Source organism: Streptomyces sp. NBC_01237, from assembly GCF_035917275.1.
Taxonomy (GTDB): domain Bacteria; phylum Actinomycetota; class Actinomycetes; order Streptomycetales; family Streptomycetaceae; genus Streptomyces.
This window is the reverse complement of the sequence record NZ_CP108508.1, coordinates 7,506,507-7,525,229: the sequence shown is the minus strand read 5'-3', so window position 1 is coordinate 7,525,229 and position 18,723 is coordinate 7,506,507. Positions and strand designations below refer to the sequence as shown.

The window sequence follows — 18,723 nt, the reverse complement described above, 5'->3', positions numbered from 1 at the left end:
TGACCTCAGGAGTACCAACCGACGACGTAAGGATCGACCGCTCGTGAGCCAGGTCCCCTCCATCACCCTCAACAACGGCCTCGAAATGCCGCAGCTCGGTTTCGGTGTCTGGCAGGTGCCGGACGACGAGGCCGCGAAGGCGGTCGCCACGGCCATCGAATCCGGGTACCGGAGCATCGACACCGCCGCGATCTACGAGAACGAGGTGGGCACCGGCAAGGCCATCGCCGCCTCCGGGGTCGCCCGTGACGAGCTCTTCGTCACCACGAAGCTGTGGAACAGCGAGCAGGGTTACGACTCCACGCTGCGCGCCTTCGACGCCTCGCTCGACAAGCTCGGTCTGGACTACGTCGACCTGTACCTGATCCACTGGCCGCTGCCCGCCACCGACCGGTACGTCGACACGTACAAGGCCCTGGAGACGATCTACGCCGACGGCCGCGCCAAGGCCATCGGCGTGTCGAACTTCCTGCCGGAGCACCTCGACCGGCTGCTCGGCGAGACCTCCGTGGTCCCGGTGATCAACCAGATCGAGCTCCACCCGCAGCTCCAGCAGGCGGAGTCCCGCGCGCTGCACGCCGAGCACGGCATCGCCACCGAGGCGTGGTCGCCGCTGGGCCAGGGCAAGGGCCTCCTGGAGGTCCCGACGGTCGTGGCGGTCGCGCAGAAGCACGGCCGCACGCCCGCCCAGGCCGTGCTGCGCTGGCACATCCAGACGGGCAACGTGGTGATCCCGAAGTCCGTGACCCCGTCGCGGATCGTGGAGAACCTCGATGTGTTCGGCTTCGAGCTGGACGCCGACGACCTCGCCGCGTTCGCCGCCCTGGACGAGGGCAAGCGCCTCGGCCCGGACCCGGCCGAGTTCAACTACGGCGCCTGAGCCGCACCCTTCGTTCCGGATTCTCTTCCGGCGCCCCCACCGTGCCGACGGTGGGGGCGCCGTCGTACCCCGCCACCGCCATCCCCCTCCGCCGTCGTATCCCTCCGAAGGAGCACCAGAGCATGAGCAGGGACGCCGCGCCCGTCGTCGAGGCCGGTCTGTACCGTCTGCGCAACGTCGGCAGCGGGCTGCTGCTGGAGGTGTACGGCGCGGCCAAGGGCGGCGGCGCCCCGGTGCTCCAGGGTGAGGAGAGCGGGTCGGCCGCGCAGCTCTGGCAGCTGTCCCCGGTGCACGAGGGTGCCGCGCTCCACCACTTGGTCAACGCGCACAGCGGCAAGCGGCTGGACGTCGCCAACGCCTCCACGGAGAACGGCGCGACCATCCAGCAGTGGCGGGCCAACAACTACGGCGCCCAGGAATGGCTGATCGAACAGCACCTGGAGGCGCCGGGCACGGTGACCCTGGTCAGCTTCGTCAGCGGGCTCGTCCTCGAAGTCGCCGACGGCTCCACGGAGGCCGGGGCCAGGATCCAGCAGTGGGAGGACACCGACTCCCCGTCCCAGTGGTGGCGGTTGGAGGCCGTGGCGGCCTGACCGTCCCGCTCGCCCGGCCCCGGCCCCTGGCTCAGCCGCGCCGGGCCAGCTGGACCGTGCGGGCGGTGAGCAGGTAGGCATCGGACCGGTGGTGCAGTCCGGCCGGGTCCTGGGGATCGAGCAGCCGGTCGAGTACGGCGACGTCATCGGCGTCGAGCCGGTCGCCGAACGCCTCGCGCGCCCGGGTGAAGGTATCCACGATGTACTCACGGGCCTGGGCGGAGAGCGGGGCCGGCAGGTCGAGGAGGAAGCTGCGGGTACCGTTCGGCGTCAGTCCCACCGCGCCGAACAGGGCGTTCCAGTCCTCGGTCTCGTGCTTCGCGTCCGGCAGCTCGACCCGCATCCGCTGGAACCACTCCGTCGAGACCGCGTCCAGCCTGGCCTCCAGACCGGGCCGGCCGATGCCGATGTCCCGGGGCAGCCGCCGCACCGGAAGCCCGCCCTCCACGAGCGCCACCGTTCCGCCGGGCCGCAGGGCCCCGGCGAAGCCGGCCAGAACGGCGCGCTGGTCGCCCATGTGGTGCAGGGAGTTGCCCGCCCAGATCAGGTCGGCCTCACCCAACCGGGAGATATCGTGCGGGAGTTCAGCCTCCAGCGTACGGAAGCGTTCACCCACTCCCAGCCGCCGGGCACGGGCGGCCGCCCGCTCCAGGAGTGCCGGGGTGGCATCCACGGCGACGACCTCCGCCTCGGGGAACACCTCGGCCAGCAGGCAGGCGACCACACCCGGGCCACTGCCGATGTCGAGCACGCGGCGCACGGTCGGGGCGTCGGGCAGCGAGGCGATCCAGCGGGCCGCCTCCTCGTACTGCGGGGCGCTGAGCTCGGCTTCCCGCTCCAGCCGGGGGCCCATCGCGTCCCAGTCGAAGTCCTTGGTGTCATGCGCGTGCGCGTGCGGCCGCGGACCCGGATGCGGCTGCGCGTGCGACTGCTCGTGGTGGCCGTGACCGGCGTGATCGCTCATGGGGCCAGCCTTCCCGAGAATTGCTCTCCCGGCCACTTCTGTTGCCACTTCGGCAAACCGGCACGGGCCTGGTCCCCCGCGACTTTCCCGGCGGGCGTATTGCCGGTGGGCCTCCGGGCCCATAACTTGCCGTTATGGAGCTGGAGTTGCGCCATCTACGGACCGTACGTGCCATCGCCGACACCGGCAGCCTCACCAAGGCGGCCGCAGCGCTCGGGCTCGCGCAGCCCGCCCTGAGCGCTCAGCTGCGGCGGATCGAGAAGGCTCTCGGCGGCGTGCTCTTCGAGCGGGACCACACGGGCGCCCGGCCGACCCCGCTCGGTGAGCTGGTACTCGAACGGGCGCGGGTGGTACTGCCCGCGGTGAGCGAGCTGCAGGCGGAGGCGGTGCGGTTCGCCAATGCGACGGGGGCCATGGACCGGTTCCGGCTCGGCGGGACGCATGGACCGTTGCTCGGCGGTCTCGTCGACCGGCTCGCCACCGCGCACCCCTCCACGCCGGTGTCCACGTACACCTCGTGGTCGGTGGCCGAGATCGCCTCGCTGGTCATCGACGGACGGCTGGACTTCGCTCTGATCGGGGCCTGCGGCGAGAGCCCGCCGCCGATGGCTGAGCGCCTGGTCTGGCAGGTCGTCGGCGTCGACCCGGTGTTCGTGATGCTGCCGGAGAACCATCCGCTGGCGGGCGAGCCCGAACTGGGCCTGGCCGCGCTGTCCGACGAGTGCTGGGCCGATGTGCCGGGCGACGGCTGTTTCGCGGACTGCTTCGCCGGGGCCTGCGCACGGGCGGGCTTCACCCCGGTGTCGGTGTACGAGACGGACACGTCCTCCGTCGTCCACCTGGTGCAGGTGGGGCGGGCGATCGGGCTGTGCCGGGCGACGTTCCCGCCGACGCCCGGCCTGGTGACCCGGCCGATCACCGGTTCACCGCTGAGCTGGCGCCATCTGCTGGGCTGGCACCCCCGCTCTCCCGCCGCGGACGCCGCCGCGGGAGCGGTGAGCGGGCTGACCCGGTCGGCGTACGCGGAGGCGGTGTCGCGCAGCCCGGACTACGCGGCGTGGCTCGCCGCGCATCCGGCGTTCGGCACGGTGGCCTGAGAGCCCGGAACCGAGTTCCGGTCCTACTCCGCGCCGTGCGCCGGAGCCGCTGCCGCCACCCGGGTGGCGAGCGCCAGGTCCTTCTCCGTGATCGCACCGCCCGCGTCATGGGTGTTCACGGACAGGGCGACGGTGTTGTAACCGAGCGTCAGATCGGAGTGGTGCCCGAGCTCCTCCTGGATCTGCGCGACATGGACGGTCAGGGCCGCGGCGGCGAAGTGGGAGGGCAGCCGGTAGGTACGGGTGATCCGGCCCCCTTCCCGCGCCCAGCCGGGCAGCGCGCGCAGCCGGGTCTCGATCTCGGAGGGCAACAGAGGTTCGGCGGGCATGGAACGGCTCCCTGCATCACGAAGTGGATCAACGGACGGTCCGGCAGTGCGGGTGACGTTACGGTCTGCGTATGACAACTGTCGCGCGTGACACGGGAGTGGGGCAGCTGCTGCGGGGCTGGCGGCAGCAGCGGCGGATCAGCCAGTTGGAGCTGGCCCTGCGCGCGGACTCCTCGGCCCGGCACATCTCGTTCATCGAGACGGGCCGCTCCCGGCCCAGCGAGGAGATGGTCCTGCGGCTGGCCGAACACCTCGATGTGCCGGTCCGGGAACGCAACGCCCTGCTCGTGGTGGCCGGATACGCGCCCCGGTACACCGAGACCGCGCTGGACGACCCGTCGATGGGCGCGCTGCGCGAGGGCATGGAGCGGCTGCTCCAGTGCTACGACCCCTATCCGGCCCTCGTCCTGGACGGCATGTACACCGTGGTGGCCGCCAACCGGGCCAGCTCGCTGCTGATGACGGGGGTGGCCGAGCATCTGCTCACCCCTCCGCCGAACGTCATGCGGATCACCCTGCATCCGGAGGGTCTCGCCCCGCGCATCGTGAATCTGCCGGAGTGGCGGGCGGATCTGCTCGCGCAGATGGAACGGCAGATCGCCCTGGTCCGTTCGCCGGAACTGCGGGCCCTGCACGAGGAGGTCGCCGCCTATCCGCCGCCCGAGCGGGGTGCCGGCGGGCGGAGGGGGTACGCGTCCGGCCCGCGGCCGGCCGGGGGCGGGCGGGCGGCGTTCGCGCTGCCGATGCTGGTCGAGCACGAGGGCCGGGTGCTGTCGTTCATCTCCTCCATCGCGACGTTCAACACGCCGATGGATGTGACGGTCGCCGAGCTGGCCATCGAGACGTTCCTGCCCGCCGACCGGGAGACCGCCGCGTATCTGCACTCCCTCACGTCGTGAGCGTCGCGGTCCAGGGGGCGTCGCTGCGGGCCAGAACGGTCGCCACCGTGCTCGCGGCGGCGAGGATCACCACCGTCAGCACCAGGGGCAGTGTCGGCCGGCCGTGCAGGACCGCGGCGGCTCCGGCCATGGCGCCGAGCAGCATCGCGGCGGCGGACGGGATCCGCCGTCCGGCCCGGCTCCCGCCTCCCCCGGCCGGACGGCTGTCCGAGGCGACCCCGGTGAGTGTGCGCGTCAGCACGGTGGTGGTGAGGTCGGGGACCGCGAGCGCGCGGGAGGCCGCGTTCTGCACGCCGAGGCCGAGACCGAGCAGCACGATGAGGGCGAACCTGACCCCTCCCGTGTACGGCGTGCCGGAGACCAGGGTGACACCTGCCGCCGCCGCCACGAAGACGGTCTCGGCCAGGAGCGCGTACTGGAGCATCCGGCCCCGGTGGGTGCGGGCGCGGTGGACGAGCAGGCCGCCCGCCAGTGCCCCGGCGAGGAAGGCGGCCAGCGCCACCAGGGAGGCGGCCAGCGAGAAGCCGGGGGCTCCGGCGAAGGCGAAGCCGGAGAAGACCACGTTGCCGGTCATGTTGGCGACGAAGACCCGGCCCAGGAGCAGATAGCTGACCGCGTCGACGAGTCCGGTGACGAAGGTCAGGGCGAGCATCAGGGGCGGGAGGGGGCCGTGCCGGCCGTTCGGGTCCGGTACGACCATGGACCACGCCTCGCGCAGGACGACAGCCATGGGCACGCTCCGATCACTGGGTGTGGTCCGGATTGTCCGTGCCTGGCCCGCGGTCCGCCGCGACCGACGCGCGCACCGCCCCCGCGGTCGGCGGGGGCGGTGGCCCGGTCGGGAGGCGGTGGGCCGCAGGCGGTGCCGGAGACGGCGGGCCGGCGGTGGGTCAGACCCGGGCGCCGTTGTCCAGCGGGGCGCGGCGTGCCGCCGGGGCCGTGCGGCGGCCCTTCGCGCGGGTCGGGGGCGGAGCCTTGCTGCCCTTCTCCAGTACGAGTGCGCCCGGCACGGCGGTGAGCACCGAGGAGTACGTACCGACGCAGACGCCGATGAGCAGGGCGAGCGCGAAGTCGGCGAGCGAGTCGCCGCCCAGCACCGCGAGCGCGGCCAGGATGAACAGGGCGCCCATCCCGGTGTTCACGGTTCTGGGAACGGTCTGCAGGACGGCCCGTTCGGCGACGGTGGCCAGCGGTGCGCGGGGGCTCCTGGCCCACAGCTCCCGCACCCGGTCGAAGACCACCACCGAGTCGTTGACCGAGTAGCCGATGACCGTGAGCAGCGCGGCCAGGAAGATGCCGTCGACGGTACGTCCCAGCCAGGCGAAGGCGCCGACGAGGATGATCACGTCGTGGACGAGCGCTCCGACCGAGGCGACGGCGAACGTCCAGCGGAACCGGACCGCCAGATAGGCGAGCTGGACGAACACGGCGACCGCGAGGGCGATCAGCGCGTTGCGCCGCAGCTCGTCGCCGAGGCTGGGCCCGATCAGCTCGTCGCGCACCTTCGTGGTCTCACCGCCCTCGGCCGCGAGCGCGGCCCTCAGGGCGTGTTCCCCGTCGTTGTCGAGCTTCCCGGTGCGTACGGAGAGGTCGCCCGCGCCCGCGGTGGTGACCTCGGCGTCACCGAAGCCCGCGGCGGCCAGCGTCGTGCGGGCCGTGTCGACGTCGACGGGGCGGCTGGTGGAGTACTCGACGAGACGGCCACCGGTGAACTCGACGCCGAGGTTGACGCCGCGGACCACGATGCCGAGCACGGCGACGGCGATCAGCGCCGTGGAGAACAGCAGCCAGCGGCGCGGCGAGCGGAACAGCCGCGGATCGCGGCGGGTCAGCCAGGTCCGTACCCGGCCGGGGCGTGCGATGCCGTTGACGCCCCGGTAGTCGCTGACGAACCGTGAGTTCGCCGCGGTCTCGGTGAGCGCGCGGGCGATGACGAGCGCGGAGAACATCGAGGCGATGACGCCGATGGCCAGGGTGACTCCGAAGCCCTTGACCGGCCCCGAACCGAGGAAGAAGAGGAGCCCCGCCGCGATCAGCGTGGTCACGTTGGAGTCGGCGACCGCGCTCCAGGCGTTGCGGAATCCGGCGGTGAGCGCGGAGCGCAGGGAGCCGTTCGGCCGGGCGACGCACTCCTCGCGGGCGCGCTCGAAGACCAGGACGTTCGCGTCGACGGCCATGCCGATGGCGAGCACGAATCCGGCGAGGCCGGGCAGGGTGAGGGTGACGCCGAGCGCGACCAGTGCGGCGTACGAGATCACCCCGTAGGCGGCCAGGGCCACGGCGGCGAGGGCCCCGAAGAGCCGGTAGACGAAGGTGATGAACAGCGCGGTGGCAGCGGCTCCGATGAGTGCCGCCTTGGCGCTGGCGTCGATGGCCTCGGCACCGAGCGTCGGACCCACGGTCCGCTGTTCGACGATCTCGACGGGTACGGGGAGCGCGCCGCCCTTGATGAGCAGGGCCAGGTCGCGGGCCTCGTCGGCGCTGAAGGAGCCGGTGATCCGGGTGGTCCCGGACGGGAGTCCGACGTCACAGCCGATCGACGGGTCGACCTGCGGAGAGGAGATCACCTGCCGGTCGAGAACGATGGCGACCCGGCGCCGGTCGTCCTGGGCGGGGTGGCAGGCGGCCGCACCGGTCAGCCGGGTCCAGTCCCGGCCCGCGTCCTTCTCGAAGTCGAGCGAGACGGTCCACCCGGCGCCCCCCTCGGCGTCGAAGGTGGCGGTGGCGTCCTTGACGCCCGCGCCGGAGAGCTGCACGGGGCCCAGGGCGAGCGGGCGGCCCTGCTCGTCGGGCAGCGTCAGGGGTTCCCCGGCGGTGGGTGCGGAGTCCGGTTCCCCGGCGGGGGTGGTGTCGGTCGTGGCGCCCGGTCCCTGTACGGCGTGGAAGCTCAGCTGGGCGGTTCTGCCGATCACCTCGGCGGCCTGGCGCGGGTCCTGGACGTCCGGGAGTTCGACGATGATCCGGTCCTCGCCGGAACGGGTCAGGGTCGGTTCGGAGACGCCGAGCGAGTCGATGCGCTGGCGCAGCACCTCCAGGGTGCGGTCGGTGCTCTCCCGGTCCGCCCGGGTCGTGGCGGAGTCCTTGGCCTGGAGCACCATACGGGTGCCGCCCTGGAGATCGAGGCCGAGTCTGGGTGACATGGTCAGCGTGATGAACACGGAGACGAGCAGTACGGCGGCAGCCAGAACCGCTCGCACCGCGGTGGCGCGAGTCATGGGAATCCTCCGGTGGGGCGTCTACCGCCCTCACCTCAGCGAGGACGGGACGGCAGGTCTGTGGGACAGGACCGGTGACCGGTGCTCGGACCGGTTGCCGTCCCGGGAGGACCCCGTACACCGGGGAGCCCGGCCGGGCTCCCGTCGGGTACGCGGGAGGCGGCTTCGGCGCGGCGTTGCGTGGCGGCGCGCGGTGCGGGCAGGACCGGCGTGCGGGGCGGCAGCGCGCTGTGGGCGGGCGGCGGCGAGTGGTTCGGCGCCTGGGCCCGGAGGATGCCCGCCCGGGGGTGCGGGGCGGAGGTGACCGCGGCCCGCGGGTGGTCGTGGCCGGTTGCCGCGACGGTCCGGCCGCGACGGGTGTCCTGACCGGAGGTGACGGTGCGGGTGTCGTGGCCGCCGGCCGCCCCGGCGCGGAAGCGGCGGGTGTCATGGATCTGGCCGGCCCGTGCGGTCCGGTCGGTGTGCTGGGCGGGGGCGGGGGCGACGGGCGCGTACGCGGTGACGGGGGCCGGACCCGTGAGGGCGCGGACCGGGAGCGCGGCACCGGTGGCCGCGGGCCCGCCGCCGATCAGGGTGAGGACGGCGAGGAGCAGCGCGGCCAGGGCGTGCCGTGCCCGCCGGGCCGGTGCGTCCGGTCGGCCGCGCCGGGGTGTGTTCCCCCGTGGCGGCTCGGGGAAGGGGGTCACCCCGCCGGGCCGGGCAGGACGGCCGGTGCGGCGGCGTGGCGGAGCACGGAGCTGAGGATCAGCCCGGCGCCGCGTACGACGGTGGTCGACGGGTCGTCGGCGAGACGGACCCGTACCCCGAGACGGAGGGCGAGCCGGTCGGTGATGTCGGGGCGCAGCGCGCCGCCTCCGGCGAGGACCGGGCCCTTGCGCAGGGCTCCCAGGACGGTGCCGTGCCGGTCCTGCCGCCACATGGACATGATCATGTCGAGCACGGTGCGGACGAGGGCCGCGGGCAGCGTGGCCGGGTCCAGGTCGCTGAGCCCCGACTCGGCCTGGCGGGCGTCGGCCACCATGCCGTCCACGAGCAGGGTCACTTCGGTCAGCTCGGCGCCCATGTCGATGACGAGCAGGGGGCCGCTGTCCTGCGGTCCTGCGTACGCCGCGGCGGCACGGGCGCTGTTGAGCACCACGACACCGGTCGGACCGAGCGCGGCGAGCAGTTCGCGTGCCGCGGTACGGTGCTCGGCTCCGGCGAGGACCGGATGGCTCAGCACGATCACGCTGTCACTGCGGTCGGTTCCGAGGGCTGCGTCGGCGATACGGCTGAGCAGTCTGCCGCAGGACTCGGGGTCGACGATACGGCCGCGACGGACGGGCCGGAGGGATCCGTCGTCCGGGAGCGGGTCGGTCATGAGGCCGTGTCCGGGGACCCAGGCACGGGTCCGGGAACTGCCGAGGTCGAGGGCGAGGCCCCGGGTGGCGACGGGCCGGTCGCCGCGTGACGGGTGGTTGCGGGGGGCCCGGATCGCCGGGGTCCCCCGGTGGACGGGCCGGACGTAGCGCTGTCCGTCGCGCAAAGAACTCATCGCTCCTCACCCCCCGGCCTGCCACCACAGCCGTCCGCTCACCAGTGACCCGCTGATAGCGAGGCATGACCGAGCCCTCACTATGCAATACCGGGGCAAGGAAAGCCACTTCCTTGCCCATTCGAAGGCCCCGCTACCGGAGACCGGTCAGCGGACACCCGCCACCGGGCACTCGGCACCGGGTGCCCGCCATATGACGCGCGGCACGGTGCCGCGTCATCTGCGTGCGGCACGAAGACGCGTCATCGGGTGTGCGGCAGGCGCACCCGCGCCCTCATTCCTCCTCGCTCAGGAACGAGGCGATCAGCTCCGCGAATTCGTCCGGTGCCGCGATCCGGACACCCAGGCCCTCCGCCTTGGTCCGCTTCGATCCGGCCTTCTCCCCGGCGACCAGAAGGCTCGTGCGCTTGGAGACGCTGGAGGAGGACTTCCCGCCGGCCCGCTCGATCAGCTCGTTCATCTGGTTGCGGGACAGCTTCTCCAGGCTGCCCGTCATGGCCCCGGTGACCACCACGGTCATCCCGTCCAGCGGCAGGTCCGACGGTGCGACGGCGGCCTGCGTGCCCGCTTCCCCGTCCGCCTCCCCGTCCTGCTCGGTCCCGGGCTCCGGCGGCGGCGTGACGCCGGGCTCCGTCATGTTGACCCCGGCGCTCACCAGCTTCTCGATCAGCGGTGCCAGCTCCGCAAGCTCCGCGACCACGCCCGCCGCCTTCTCCTTGCCGATGCCGTCGACCAGCTGGAGCGTCTCGATGTCGGCGGCGACGATCCGGTCCATGGTCGCGAAGTAGCGGGCGATCCGGCGGGACATGGAACGCCCCGTGCCCCGTACTCCCAGGGCGCAGAAGACGCGGGACAGCGGGCGGGAGCGGGCCGTCGCGATGGCGGCCAGCAGATTGTCGGTGGAGGTCTCGCCCATCCGGTCGAGGGCGAGCAGCTGCTCCCGCTCCAGGGTGAACAGGTCGGCGAAATCGGTGACCAGCCCCGCGTCGACGAGCTGGACGACACGGGTGGCGCCCAGTCCCTCGATGTCGAGCTGGTCGCGCCCGGCGGCATAGGACACGGAGGCGACCAGCCGGCAGTCACGGCCCCGGGTGCAGCGCCAGCGCTGCTCGCTCGTGTCGATCTCGGAGCCGCACTGCGGGCAGCTCGCGGGGAACTCGATCGGCTGCTCGTCACCGGTCCGCAGATGTGCGACGGGCGCTTCGATGCGCGGAATGATGTCGCCCGCCTTGTAGACCATCACCTGGTCCCCGAGCCGCAGATCGCGGCGGGTGATGTCGGCCGGGTTGTGCAGGGTGGCGTAGCTGACGGTCGACCCGTCGATCTCGACGGGCTCCAGCACGGCGCGCGGCGCGATGATGCCGGTGCGGCCCACATTCCACTCGACGGCCAGGAGCCGGGTGACCTTCTCCACCGCCGGAAGCTTGTACGCGATGGCCCAGCGCGGCGCCCGGGTCCCGGAACCGGCCTCGCGCTGGTCGGCGGCGAGGTCCGCCTTGATGACGATGCCGTCGATACCGAACGGCAACGAGGCCCGCAGAGCACCGATCTCCGCCACCCTCGACTGCACCGCCTCGACCGTGGTGACCGTGCGCGGGGCGACGTCCGTGTCCGCCGCCGTGTGCACGCCGAGCCCGGCGACGTACGCCAGGACCTCGCTGTGCGGCAGCTCGGCCAGGGTGTCGGTCAGCTCCCCGGAACCGGGCAGCGCGAGCGCCCCGTACGCGAAGAAGGTCATCTCCACCCGGTAGGGCCGGTCCTTGGCGCGCAGGGTGCCGGCCGCCCCGTTGCGCGGATTGGCGAAGGGGGCTCCGCCGTGTTCCGTGCGCACCGTGTTGGCCTGTTCGAACTGCTCGTCCGTCATGAGGATCTCGCCGCGCACCTCGATGGTGACCGGTGCGCCGAGCCGCTCGGGGAGGCCGAGCACCGTACCGATGGCGTGCGAGACGTCCTCGCCCGCGGTGCCGTCGCCCCGGGTGATCAGCCGGTCGAGCCTTCCCTGCTCGTACCGGGCGGCCACGGCGAGGCCGTCGAGCTTGGGCTCCACGCTCCAGGCGGCCACGGGTCTGCCGATCCGCCGCTCCAGGGAGACGGTCCAGGTGGCGAACTGCTCGGCGGAGAAGACGTTGTCCAAGGACAGCATGGGCACCGTGTGCGGTATGTCGCCGACGGCCGCGCCACCCGCGACCTTGCCCGTCGGCGAGGCTGCCAGCACCTCCCGCGGGTGCGCGTCCTCGTAGGCGGCGATCCCGCGCGCCAGCCGGTCGTACGCGTCGTCGTCGAGCGGGCTCTCGCCCGTGGCGTAGTACGCGGCGGCGGCCTGCGACGCCTGTTCGACAGCGGCGGCGTAGGAGGACGCGTCGGCGAGCACAACAGCTGAGTTCGTCATGGCCACCATCCTGCCGCCCACCACTGACAACACCCGATGGACACAGGCGCGGGACCGGTACGCGGACGGGGCCGCGGGACGCGCCGTCCGCCGCGCGCCCCGCGCGTAACGGCGATGTCGACACGGCGTCCCCTCCCCGAAACACGGCCACGGCAGAGTCACCCGCATCGCGCACGCATCGCGTGCCAGCCCACGAACGGATCGTGGCCGGGGCCGAGGGATCCGCTCCCGGAGCCCGGTGGGAGTGCAGGGGCGGTGACTGCACTCCGTCAGCCGTCGAAGGTGACCTCCGGAACGGAGCACTGCCGCTGTGAACGCACACCCTTCCCCTCCCACTCCGCCGCCCTCGCCCTCGCCCTACGGACTCTCCGAACTCGACAGGGAGAGCCGTATGGGCGGCCGGGGCACCGAGGTGTCCGACCGGGAGATCCGGCGTATCGATCTCTCCGACTTCGACCGGCGCAGGGCCGGCATCACCCAGGAACTGTGGGAGGCGGCGACCGACGTCGGCTTCTTCCAGATCTACCACCACGGCATCGAACAGAGCGATATCGAGGGGGCGTTCGCCGCCGCGCGGGCGTTCTTCGCCCTTCCCGAAGAAGTCAAGGCCAACTACCCGCTGCGGAAGGGAACGAATTCCGGCTGGGAGAGCCGGAGTCAGGTACGCCCTTCGATCGGCACTCCGGACACCAAGGAGTCGTACCAGGTCACCCGCCCGCTCATGACGGGGCTCTGGCCCGACGACGGTGAGATCGCGGGATTCCGGACGACCGTCCTGGCATTCGAGGCGCAGTGCCGGCAGGTCGCCATGCGGGTGCTGTCCTGCTTCGCCGACCGGCTGGGATTCGCCAGGGACTTCTTCGACGCCGCCCACGACCCGACGGCGGATTCGTACCGCAGCACTCTGCGCATGCTCCACTATTTCGCGGTCCCGGCCGGTGCGCGCGGCTCCATGGACACCTGGCGTGCGGGTGCGCACACCGATTTCGACTGTCTCACCCTGCTGTTCCAGCAGGAAGGGCAGGGCGGTCTCCAGGTCTGCCCGGGAAAGGAGGCGGAGGCCGAGGAATGGACGCCCATCGTGCCGTCCGCGGATTCCATCACCTGCAACATCGGCGACATGCTGATGCGCTGGAGCGAGGACCGGCTGCCGTCGAATTTCCACCGGGTGCGGAATCCGGGCCCGGACGAATACCAGGGCGCCCGCTACAGTCTGGCGTTCTTCGCCCAGGCGAACGATGACGTGGTGATCGAGGGCCCCGGCTCCAGCTATCCGGCGATCACCGCCGGGGAGTATCTGCGGCAGCGGATCAGCGCCAACTTCGCGGGCCCGCGCACCGGCTGAACATCGCCCGGTCCGGGCTCGCCTCAGCCGGGACTGCCGGGCACCGCCCCGTCGGAGCCGGAGCCGGAGCCGGATTCCGCACCGGCGTCGGTGCCCGGGAAGGGCTCGTCCGCCCGTGCCGCACCGGTGAAACCCTCCGAACGCAGCGGCACCTGCGGCCCCGAGAGCTCGCTCAGCCAACGGCTCAGTACCCGGTGCACGCTCTCGGCGCCCACCAGGCCGCCCCCGGACGGCGGGGGCGTGCCCCGGGCGGCCTCGGCGGCGACGATGTCCAGCGGGTCCGTCATGGCGCGCGGCCACAGCAGGAAGGGGCGCGACTGCTCACCGCCCAGCCCGCCGTGCGAGCCGATCTGCTCCTCGAAGGCGTGGACGAAGCCGGTGTCGGGGTCGTACATCGAATTGACCATCACATCCGCGACGTGGGGGAAGGTGTCGGTGCGCCGCACCGCGGCCGCCGCACCCGCGCCGAAGACGGCCAGCGGCCCCGCCCCGTCCACCAGCTCCCGCACCGGGACCTCGGCCCCGCCCGGCCCCAGCACCACGGAGCCGTGTTCCTCGCTGCGTACGAGGAGGAAGCCGATCCCCGGATGGTTGGCGAGCGTGCTGAGCAGCGCGGGGTGGCGGCGGTCGAGCTGTTCGCGCGAGGCACGGCCCTCGATGTCCGGGAAGGACAGCAGCCCCAGGTTGCCGGAGGCGAGCACGATCGGGTCGGAGGGCTTGGCGCGGTGTTCGGCCTCCTTCTCCTCCACCGGGCGGTGCAGCGCGATCCGTACCGCGTCGCGCGCCTCCGAAGCGCTGCGGGTGCGCTGCGCCCTGCGCGGCACGGGCAGCCCGCAGCCCGCGCGCACGAGGTCCTTGAGGGTCAGCCCGTACGTTCCGGCGAATGTCTCCCCCGGGCTCTGGCCGTGGTCGGAGAGCAGCACGATCCGGTAGGTCCTCGGGGTGTGATCGGCGACCTTGGCGATGAGGGCGAGGGAGCGGTCGAGCCGTTCGAGGACCTTCTCCGCGTCGCGGCTGTGCGGCCCGGAGTGATGGGCGACCTCGTCGTAGGCGACGAGGTCGGCGTAGACGGCGGTGCGTCCGGCGAACATGTCGCCGATGACGGCGGAGACCACCACATCGCGTTCGACGACGGTCGCGAACGCCCGGATGAAGGGGTAGAGCCCGCCCCGTTTGATCCTGGGCGTGTCCTTGCGCACCCGGGACGCGGTCGACTGGCCGATCTCGCGACAGACCTCGGCGACGAAGGACAGGGCGGTGCGGACGGCGTTGGCGGGGTCGGAGAAGTACGCGAAGTACCCGGCGCGGGAGCGGCGCCCCTTGCCGCGCCGGGCGGCCATCGAGAGGACGAGGGCGAGCTGGTCGGCGCCGCCGCTGAAGAGGTTGCCGCGGCTCGCGCCGTCGACGGTGAGCAGTCCGCCGTCGTGGGTGCGTCTGATGGCCCGGCGCTGCATTTCGAGGGCGCTCGCCGGTCTGCTGGAGACCATGACGGTGCCGGTCTCCTTCTCGTACCAGCGGAAGGCGGGCACATCGTGGTTGCTGCCGTGCAGGATGGCGAGCTGGCTGGCGCCGGTCTGACTGGACCAGTCGGTGCGCCAGGGGGTGAGCCGGTGGCCGGACTCGTCCGCGAGCCAGTCGGCCACGGTCGGCATCAGTCCGTCGGCCGCCGCCCCGGTCAGGACGTCATGGCCGACGCCGTCGAGCTGGAGGAAGACGGTGCCGGGCGGTCCGCCGCGGCCGCCGTCCGCGGTACCGGCCGTGCCGCTGCGGCGGCGGCGCCGGTCGGCGAGCCGGGAGAGCCTGCGCCGGTAGGCGTCGTCGTCCCGGACCGCGAGGGCGGTGGAGGTCGCGGAGGCGACGGCGGACATGACGGCGGCGACGACCACCGCCGTCTCCGGGTCGGCCGCGCCGCGCCCGTCCGGAATGAGCCGCAGGGCGATCAGCAGCAGGGAGCCGTTGAGGAAGAAGACCAGCATCCCGAGGACGAGGGCGGGCACGATGAGCAGCGCCCGGACGAGGACGGGCCAGACCAGCGCGGAGAGCAGGCCGAACGCGCCCGCGCCCCAGGCGGCGGTGAACGCGGTCTTGGTGATGCTGTCGCCGTCGTCGGACTGGAGCTGGAAGTCGGGCAGGATCCCGGCGAGCACCAGCATCGTCAGGGTCGACACCGCCCACACCGCGATCACGCGCATCAGGGCTCTGCCAGCCGTACGCCATCGCCCGTCACCCACGCCGTTCCACCTCACGTCCGGGCCCGGCCGTCGTGGGCCCGGACCCAGCCTTTCACAGCGGTGCCCACGGGCGAGGGTGCGGACGGGGACGGGGACGACGGGCGGCGGCCGGGCTGATCAGCGGCTGTGCCGGCCCCCGCGTGATCCGCAGCCGGAGCGACAGGCCGGATCAACAGCCGTCGTAACCGGCGGTGGGCATGGAGAGCCGTCGGTGGACGCTGGCCTTCGACCGTGAGGTGTACTCCGGTTCGTCCAGACCGGCGAGCTCCAGTCGTACGCCGCGCCGCTCGCACTCCGCGGTGAAGTCACGGACCGAGCTGAGCGCGCGGGCGAGCACCCGGTCGTTGGGCGCCACGAACAGGTCGACCTGGCCGTCCTCGATGTCGTTCCACAGGGCGTGGTGGTCGGGGCGCAGCCCGTAGACCCGGAGCTGCCGGGTGACGACGTAGCCCCGGCCGGCCGCCCAGCGGGCGCACATGGCCTGCTGGCCGCGGGTGTCGACGAGGAACGGATCGCCGTCGAGCTCTTCGAGCGGCGTGAGACTGGCGATGGCCGCCACCCGTACGTCTCCCATGGACGGTCCCCCCCGCACTAGGAATTCTGCGCCCGACCCTACCCCTTCGGTAGCCGTCCGTAACCGGTCGCACCTGTGCGGAACGGGCCGACAAGGCGTGCACCGGCGTGCCACCGGCGCGCGGCGCTTACGCTCGTACCCGGGGACAGGATTCACAGGGGGACGAGCGAGGAGGCGGGGCGTGCCGGTGGAGGTCACCTGGTGGGGTCATGCCACCTGCACGGTCGAGGATTCCGGCGTCCGGCTGCTGACCGATCCGCTGTTCGTACGGCGCTTCGCGCATCTGCGCCGCCGCCGGGGCGAGGTGCCGCCGCCCATGGCGGCGGTGGCCGACGTGGTCCTGATCTCGCATCTGCACTCCGACCATCTGCATCTGCCGTCGCTGGCGCGGCTGGCTCCCGGCAGCCGGCTGATCGTGCCGAGCGGAGCGGTGGCCGCGGTGGCGGGGCTGCGGATGCTGCGCCGGATGCGCGGGCTCCTCATCAGTGAGGTGGCGCCGGGCGATGTGGTGCGGGTCGGCGAGGTACGGGTACGGGCGGTCCCCGCGCTGCACGACGGGCGGCGGCTGCCGGTCGGCCCGCGTCGGGTGCCCGCGCTCGGCTATGTGGTCGAGGGGGAGGCACGGACGTACTTCGCCGGTGACACCGGTCTGTTCGACGGGATGGCCGAAGCGGTGGGTCCGGTGGACGTGGCGCTGTTGCCGGTGGGCGGCTGGGGGCCGAACCTCGGCCACAGCCATCTGAACCCGGCCCGTGCCGCCGAGGCGCTGACCCGGCTGGAGCCGGGTTCGGCGGTGCCGGTGCACTACGGCACGTACTGGCCGATCGGGATGGACGGTGTGCGGCCGCACGAGTTCCACTCACCCGGCGACGAGTTCGTCCGGCAGGCGGCGCTGGTGGCTCCGAAGGTGGCGGTGCACCTGCTGGGGCACGGCGAGCGGGTCCGGCCGGAGGCCGGCCGGTGATCCACGAGATCCAGGGAGTGGTGCGGGAGCTGCCGACCGAGTCGACGCAGCAGGCCGTCGGCTATCCGTCGTTGTTCCTCCTGGTGGCCCTGGGGTCGCTGGTTCCGGTGGTGCCGACGGGTGCGCTGGTGAGTTCGGCGGCGGTGGTGGCGTTCCATCAGACGGCGCCCTTCGCGTTGCTCGTGGTGTTCGTCGTGGCGTCGGCCGCCGCGTTCCTCGGGGACATCTGCCTGTACTGGCTGGGGAAGCGCGGGGTCCGCTCCAGGAACGGTTCGAAGTGGCTCAGGACGATCAGCGACCGGGCCGCCCCGGAGCGGCTGGCCCAGGCGCAGCGGAAGCTCCAGGAGCACGGGGCGATGGTGCTGGTGCTGTCCCGGCTGGTTCCGGCCGGGCGGATTCCGGTGATGCTTGCCTGTCTGCTCGGCCGGATGCCGCTGCGCCGGTTCGCGCGGGGTGATGTACCGGCGTGCCTGGCGTGGGCGGCGACGTATCAGCTGATCGGCATTCTGGGCGGTTCGCTCTTCCCCGAGCCGTGGCAGGGGGTGGTCGCGGCGGTGGGTCTGACGCTGCTGATCAGCGCGGCTCCGGCGGTGTGGCGCAGGCTGCGGACGAAGCTCGGTCACTGACGCCGTCGAGTACGCGCGAGGCGCCGATGGGCAGGTCCCAGAGCTGTTCGCGCGGGTGACCGGCCCGCCGCCAGGCGGTACGGAGCCGGGTGAGCGGTTCGAGCACCGGCTCGGCGGAGAGCAGGAACGTCGCCCAGTGCATCGGTGCCATGGCGCGGGCCCCGAGGTCCTCGTACGCCTGTACGGCCTCTTCGGGGTCGGTGTGCACATCGGCGAGCCACCAGCGTGGTTCGTACGCTCCGATCGGCAGCATCGCCAGATCGAGACCGGGGTGGCGGCGGCCGATCTCCTTGAACCAGTGGCCGTATCCGGTGTCCCCGGCGAAGTAGATCCGCTGCCCGGTGCCCTGCCGGTCGCCGAGCACCCAGCCGCCCCAGAGGGACCGGCAGGTGTCGATGAGCGTGCGTCTGGACCAGTGGTGGGAAGGGACGAAGTCGAAGCGGACACCGTCGAGCTCCGCCGACTCCCACCAGTCGAGTTCGGTGACGCGGGTGAAGCGCCGGCGCCGGAACCAGCGGCCGAGACCCGCGGGGACGAACAACGGGGTCTCCCTCGGCAGCCGGCGCAGGGTGGGGGCGTCGAGGTGGTCGTAGTGGTTGTGGCTGATCACGACCGCGTCCACGGGCGGCAGATCCTCCCAGCGGACGCCCACCGGCGTGATCCTGGCCGGGGTGCCGAGGATGCGCCGGGACCAGACGGGGTCGGTCAGGACCGTGAGCCCGCCGATGCGGACGATCCAGCTGGCGTGTCCGGCCCAGGTGACGGCGACCGTGCCGGTGACGGGAACGGGCAGGGGCGCGGGGGCGTGGGGCAGCCGGTGGATGCCGCGCAGTCCTTCGGCGTCGGGCCGCAGGGAGCGCTCGCGGGCCAGTCGAGTCATGCCCCTGACACCCGGAAGGGGCGCGGTGAGGCGGTCCGCGAAGGTGCGGGGCCAGACTCTGACCTCGCCGGGCGGCCGCACCGCGGTGTCCTCGCCGAGGCGGCCCGGAGCCGGGGTCCGGTCCGTCGCGCCCGCTCCGGTGGGAGCGCGCTCGCCCTGTTCCGTCATCGAGAGGCTCCTGTCGGCAGAGTCCGTTCCCCCGC

The 18,723-nt window shown here is 72.7% G+C and carries 17 protein-coding genes; 7 read left to right on the top strand and 10 right to left on the bottom strand.

What is annotated here, in order from left to right; genetic code table 11:
• Positions 1–43 precede the first annotated feature (43 nt).
• Entirely contained in the window at positions 44–880 is an 837-nt protein-coding gene (locus OG251_RS33385; protein WP_326680590.1) for an aldo/keto reductase, read from the top strand.
• A 122-nt stretch (positions 881–1,002) separates the two neighbouring features.
• On the top strand, positions 1,003–1,473 hold the full coding sequence (locus OG251_RS33380; protein WP_326680589.1) for an RICIN domain-containing protein: 471 nt from the start codon (positions 1,003–1,005) through the stop codon (positions 1,471–1,473).
• A 31-nt stretch (positions 1,474–1,504) separates the two neighbouring features.
• Here OG251_RS33380 and OG251_RS33375 read toward each other — a convergent pair whose 3' ends face one another.
• On the bottom strand, positions 1,505–2,437 hold the full coding sequence (locus tag OG251_RS33375; RefSeq protein ID WP_326680588.1) for a class I SAM-dependent methyltransferase: 933 nt from the start codon (positions 2,435–2,437) through the stop codon (positions 1,505–1,507).
• 134 nt (positions 2,438–2,571) lie between these two features.
• Between OG251_RS33375 and OG251_RS33370 the strand changes: the two genes are divergently transcribed.
• Positions 2,572–3,534 (top strand): LysR family transcriptional regulator, encoded by a 963-nt coding sequence (locus tag OG251_RS33370; RefSeq protein ID WP_326680587.1) that lies wholly within the window; start codon positions 2,572–2,574, stop codon positions 3,532–3,534.
• A gap of 23 nt (positions 3,535–3,557) precedes the next feature.
• On the opposite strand, the gene OG251_RS33365 is transcribed toward OG251_RS33370, so the two are convergent.
• Positions 3,558–3,863: a 4a-hydroxytetrahydrobiopterin dehydratase gene (locus tag OG251_RS33365; RefSeq protein ID WP_326680586.1), complete on the bottom strand. Its 306-nt coding sequence runs from the start codon at positions 3,861–3,863 to the stop codon at positions 3,558–3,560.
• Between the two features lie 71 nt (positions 3,864–3,934).
• Here OG251_RS33365 and OG251_RS33360 point away from each other — a divergent pair, with 71 nt between their 5' ends.
• Positions 3,935–4,762, top strand: a complete 828-nt coding sequence (locus OG251_RS33360; protein WP_326680585.1) for a helix-turn-helix domain-containing protein — start codon at positions 3,935–3,937, stop codon at positions 4,760–4,762.
• Here OG251_RS33360 and OG251_RS33355 read toward each other — a convergent pair.
• The 5 genes from OG251_RS33355 to ligA form a co-directional block, all read right to left on the bottom strand.
• Positions 4,752–5,492, bottom strand: coding sequence for a YoaK family protein (locus OG251_RS33355; RefSeq protein ID WP_326680584.1), 741 nt, complete (start codon positions 5,490–5,492; stop codon positions 4,752–4,754). The genes OG251_RS33360 and OG251_RS33355 overlap by 11 nt on opposite strands.
• Before the next feature lie 160 nt (positions 5,493–5,652).
• Positions 5,653–7,977, bottom strand: a complete 2,325-nt coding sequence (secD, locus tag OG251_RS33350) for a protein translocase subunit SecD (protein ID WP_326680583.1) — start codon at positions 7,975–7,977, stop codon at positions 5,653–5,655.
• A 35-nt stretch (positions 7,978–8,012) separates the two neighbouring features.
• Positions 8,013–8,663 carry a hypothetical protein gene (locus tag OG251_RS33345; RefSeq protein WP_326680582.1) on the bottom strand — a complete coding sequence of 217 codons (651 nt, stop codon included), beginning with the start codon at positions 8,661–8,663 and terminating at the stop codon, positions 8,013–8,015.
• Positions 8,660–9,511, bottom strand: a complete 852-nt coding sequence (locus OG251_RS33340; RefSeq protein WP_326680581.1) for a rod shape-determining protein MreC — start codon at positions 9,509–9,511, stop codon at positions 8,660–8,662. The genes OG251_RS33345 and OG251_RS33340 overlap by 4 nt, the downstream gene beginning before the upstream one ends.
• Before the next feature lie 274 nt (positions 9,512–9,785).
• Entirely contained in the window at positions 9,786–11,900 is a 2,115-nt protein-coding gene (gene ligA / locus OG251_RS33335; protein WP_326680580.1) for an NAD-dependent DNA ligase LigA, read from the bottom strand.
• A gap of 310 nt (positions 11,901–12,210) precedes the next feature.
• Here ligA and OG251_RS33330 point away from each other — a divergent pair, with 310 nt between their 5' ends.
• A complete protein-coding gene (locus OG251_RS33330) occupies positions 12,211–13,245 on the top strand; it encodes an isopenicillin N synthase family dioxygenase (protein WP_326680578.1) in 1,035 nt (344 codons plus the stop codon).
• A gap of 23 nt (positions 13,246–13,268) precedes the next feature.
• Here the strand turns inward: OG251_RS33330 and OG251_RS33325 are convergent, their stop codons facing one another.
• Complete coding sequence (locus OG251_RS33325) at positions 13,269–15,437, bottom strand: phage holin family protein (RefSeq protein WP_326681506.1); 2,169 nt, start codon at positions 15,435–15,437, stop codon at positions 13,269–13,271.
• Between the two features lie 208 nt (positions 15,438–15,645).
• On the bottom strand, positions 15,646–16,050 hold the full coding sequence (locus OG251_RS33320) for a hypothetical protein (RefSeq protein ID WP_326680577.1): 405 nt from the start codon (positions 16,048–16,050) through the stop codon (positions 15,646–15,648).
• A gap of 187 nt (positions 16,051–16,237) precedes the next feature.
• Between OG251_RS33320 and OG251_RS33315 the strand changes: the two genes are divergently transcribed.
• Both OG251_RS33315 and OG251_RS33310 read left to right on the top strand, forming a co-directional pair.
• Positions 16,238–17,014: an MBL fold metallo-hydrolase gene (locus tag OG251_RS33315; RefSeq protein ID WP_326681505.1), complete on the top strand. Its 777-nt coding sequence runs from the start codon at positions 16,238–16,240 to the stop codon at positions 17,012–17,014.
• A complete protein-coding gene (locus OG251_RS33310) occupies positions 17,011–17,640 on the top strand; it encodes a DedA family protein (RefSeq protein ID WP_326680576.1) in 630 nt (209 codons plus the stop codon). Before OG251_RS33315 ends, OG251_RS33310 begins: the two co-directional genes overlap by 4 nt.
• Here OG251_RS33310 and OG251_RS33305 read toward each other — a convergent pair.
• Positions 17,588–18,688, bottom strand: a complete 1,101-nt coding sequence (locus OG251_RS33305; protein ID WP_326680575.1) for an MBL fold metallo-hydrolase — start codon at positions 18,686–18,688, stop codon at positions 17,588–17,590. The genes OG251_RS33310 and OG251_RS33305 overlap by 53 nt on opposite strands.
• Between the last annotated feature and the right edge of the window lie 35 nt (positions 18,689–18,723).

Excerpts from the sequence above, each read along its gene's own strand:
- OG251_RS33380 (WP_326680589.1), top strand. The coding sequence starts at position 1,003 with ATGAGCAGGGACGCCGCGCCCGTCGTCGAGGCCGGTCTGTACCGTCTG.
- OG251_RS33375 (WP_326680588.1), bottom strand. The coding sequence starts at position 2,437 with ATGAGCGATCACGCCGGTCACGGCCACCACGAGCAGTCGCACGCGCAG.
- OG251_RS33370 (WP_326680587.1), top strand. The coding sequence starts at position 2,572 with ATGGAGCTGGAGTTGCGCCATCTACGGACCGTACGTGCCATCGCCGAC.
- OG251_RS33365 (WP_326680586.1), bottom strand. The coding sequence starts at position 3,863 with ATGCCCGCCGAACCTCTGTTGCCCTCCGAGATCGAGACCCGGCTGCGC.
- OG251_RS33360 (WP_326680585.1), top strand. The coding sequence starts at position 3,935 with ATGACAACTGTCGCGCGTGACACGGGAGTGGGGCAGCTGCTGCGGGGC.
- OG251_RS33355 (WP_326680584.1), bottom strand. The coding sequence starts at position 5,492 with ATGGCTGTCGTCCTGCGCGAGGCGTGGTCCATGGTCGTACCGGACCCG.
- secD (WP_326680583.1), bottom strand. The coding sequence starts at position 7,977 with ATGACTCGCGCCACCGCGGTGCGAGCGGTTCTGGCTGCCGCCGTACTG.
- OG251_RS33340 (WP_326680581.1), bottom strand. The coding sequence starts at position 9,511 with ATGAGTTCTTTGCGCGACGGACAGCGCTACGTCCGGCCCGTCCACCGG.
- ligA (WP_326680580.1), bottom strand. The coding sequence starts at position 11,900 with ATGACGAACTCAGCTGTTGTGCTCGCCGACGCGTCCTCCTACGCCGCC.
- OG251_RS33325 (WP_326681506.1), bottom strand. The coding sequence starts at position 15,437 with ATGCGCGTGATCGCGGTGTGGGCGGTGTCGACCCTGACGATGCTGGTG.
- OG251_RS33320 (WP_326680577.1), bottom strand. The coding sequence starts at position 16,050 with ATGGGAGACGTACGGGTGGCGGCCATCGCCAGTCTCACGCCGCTCGAA.
- OG251_RS33305 (WP_326680575.1), bottom strand. The coding sequence starts at position 18,688 with ATGACGGAACAGGGCGAGCGCGCTCCCACCGGAGCGGGCGCGACGGAC.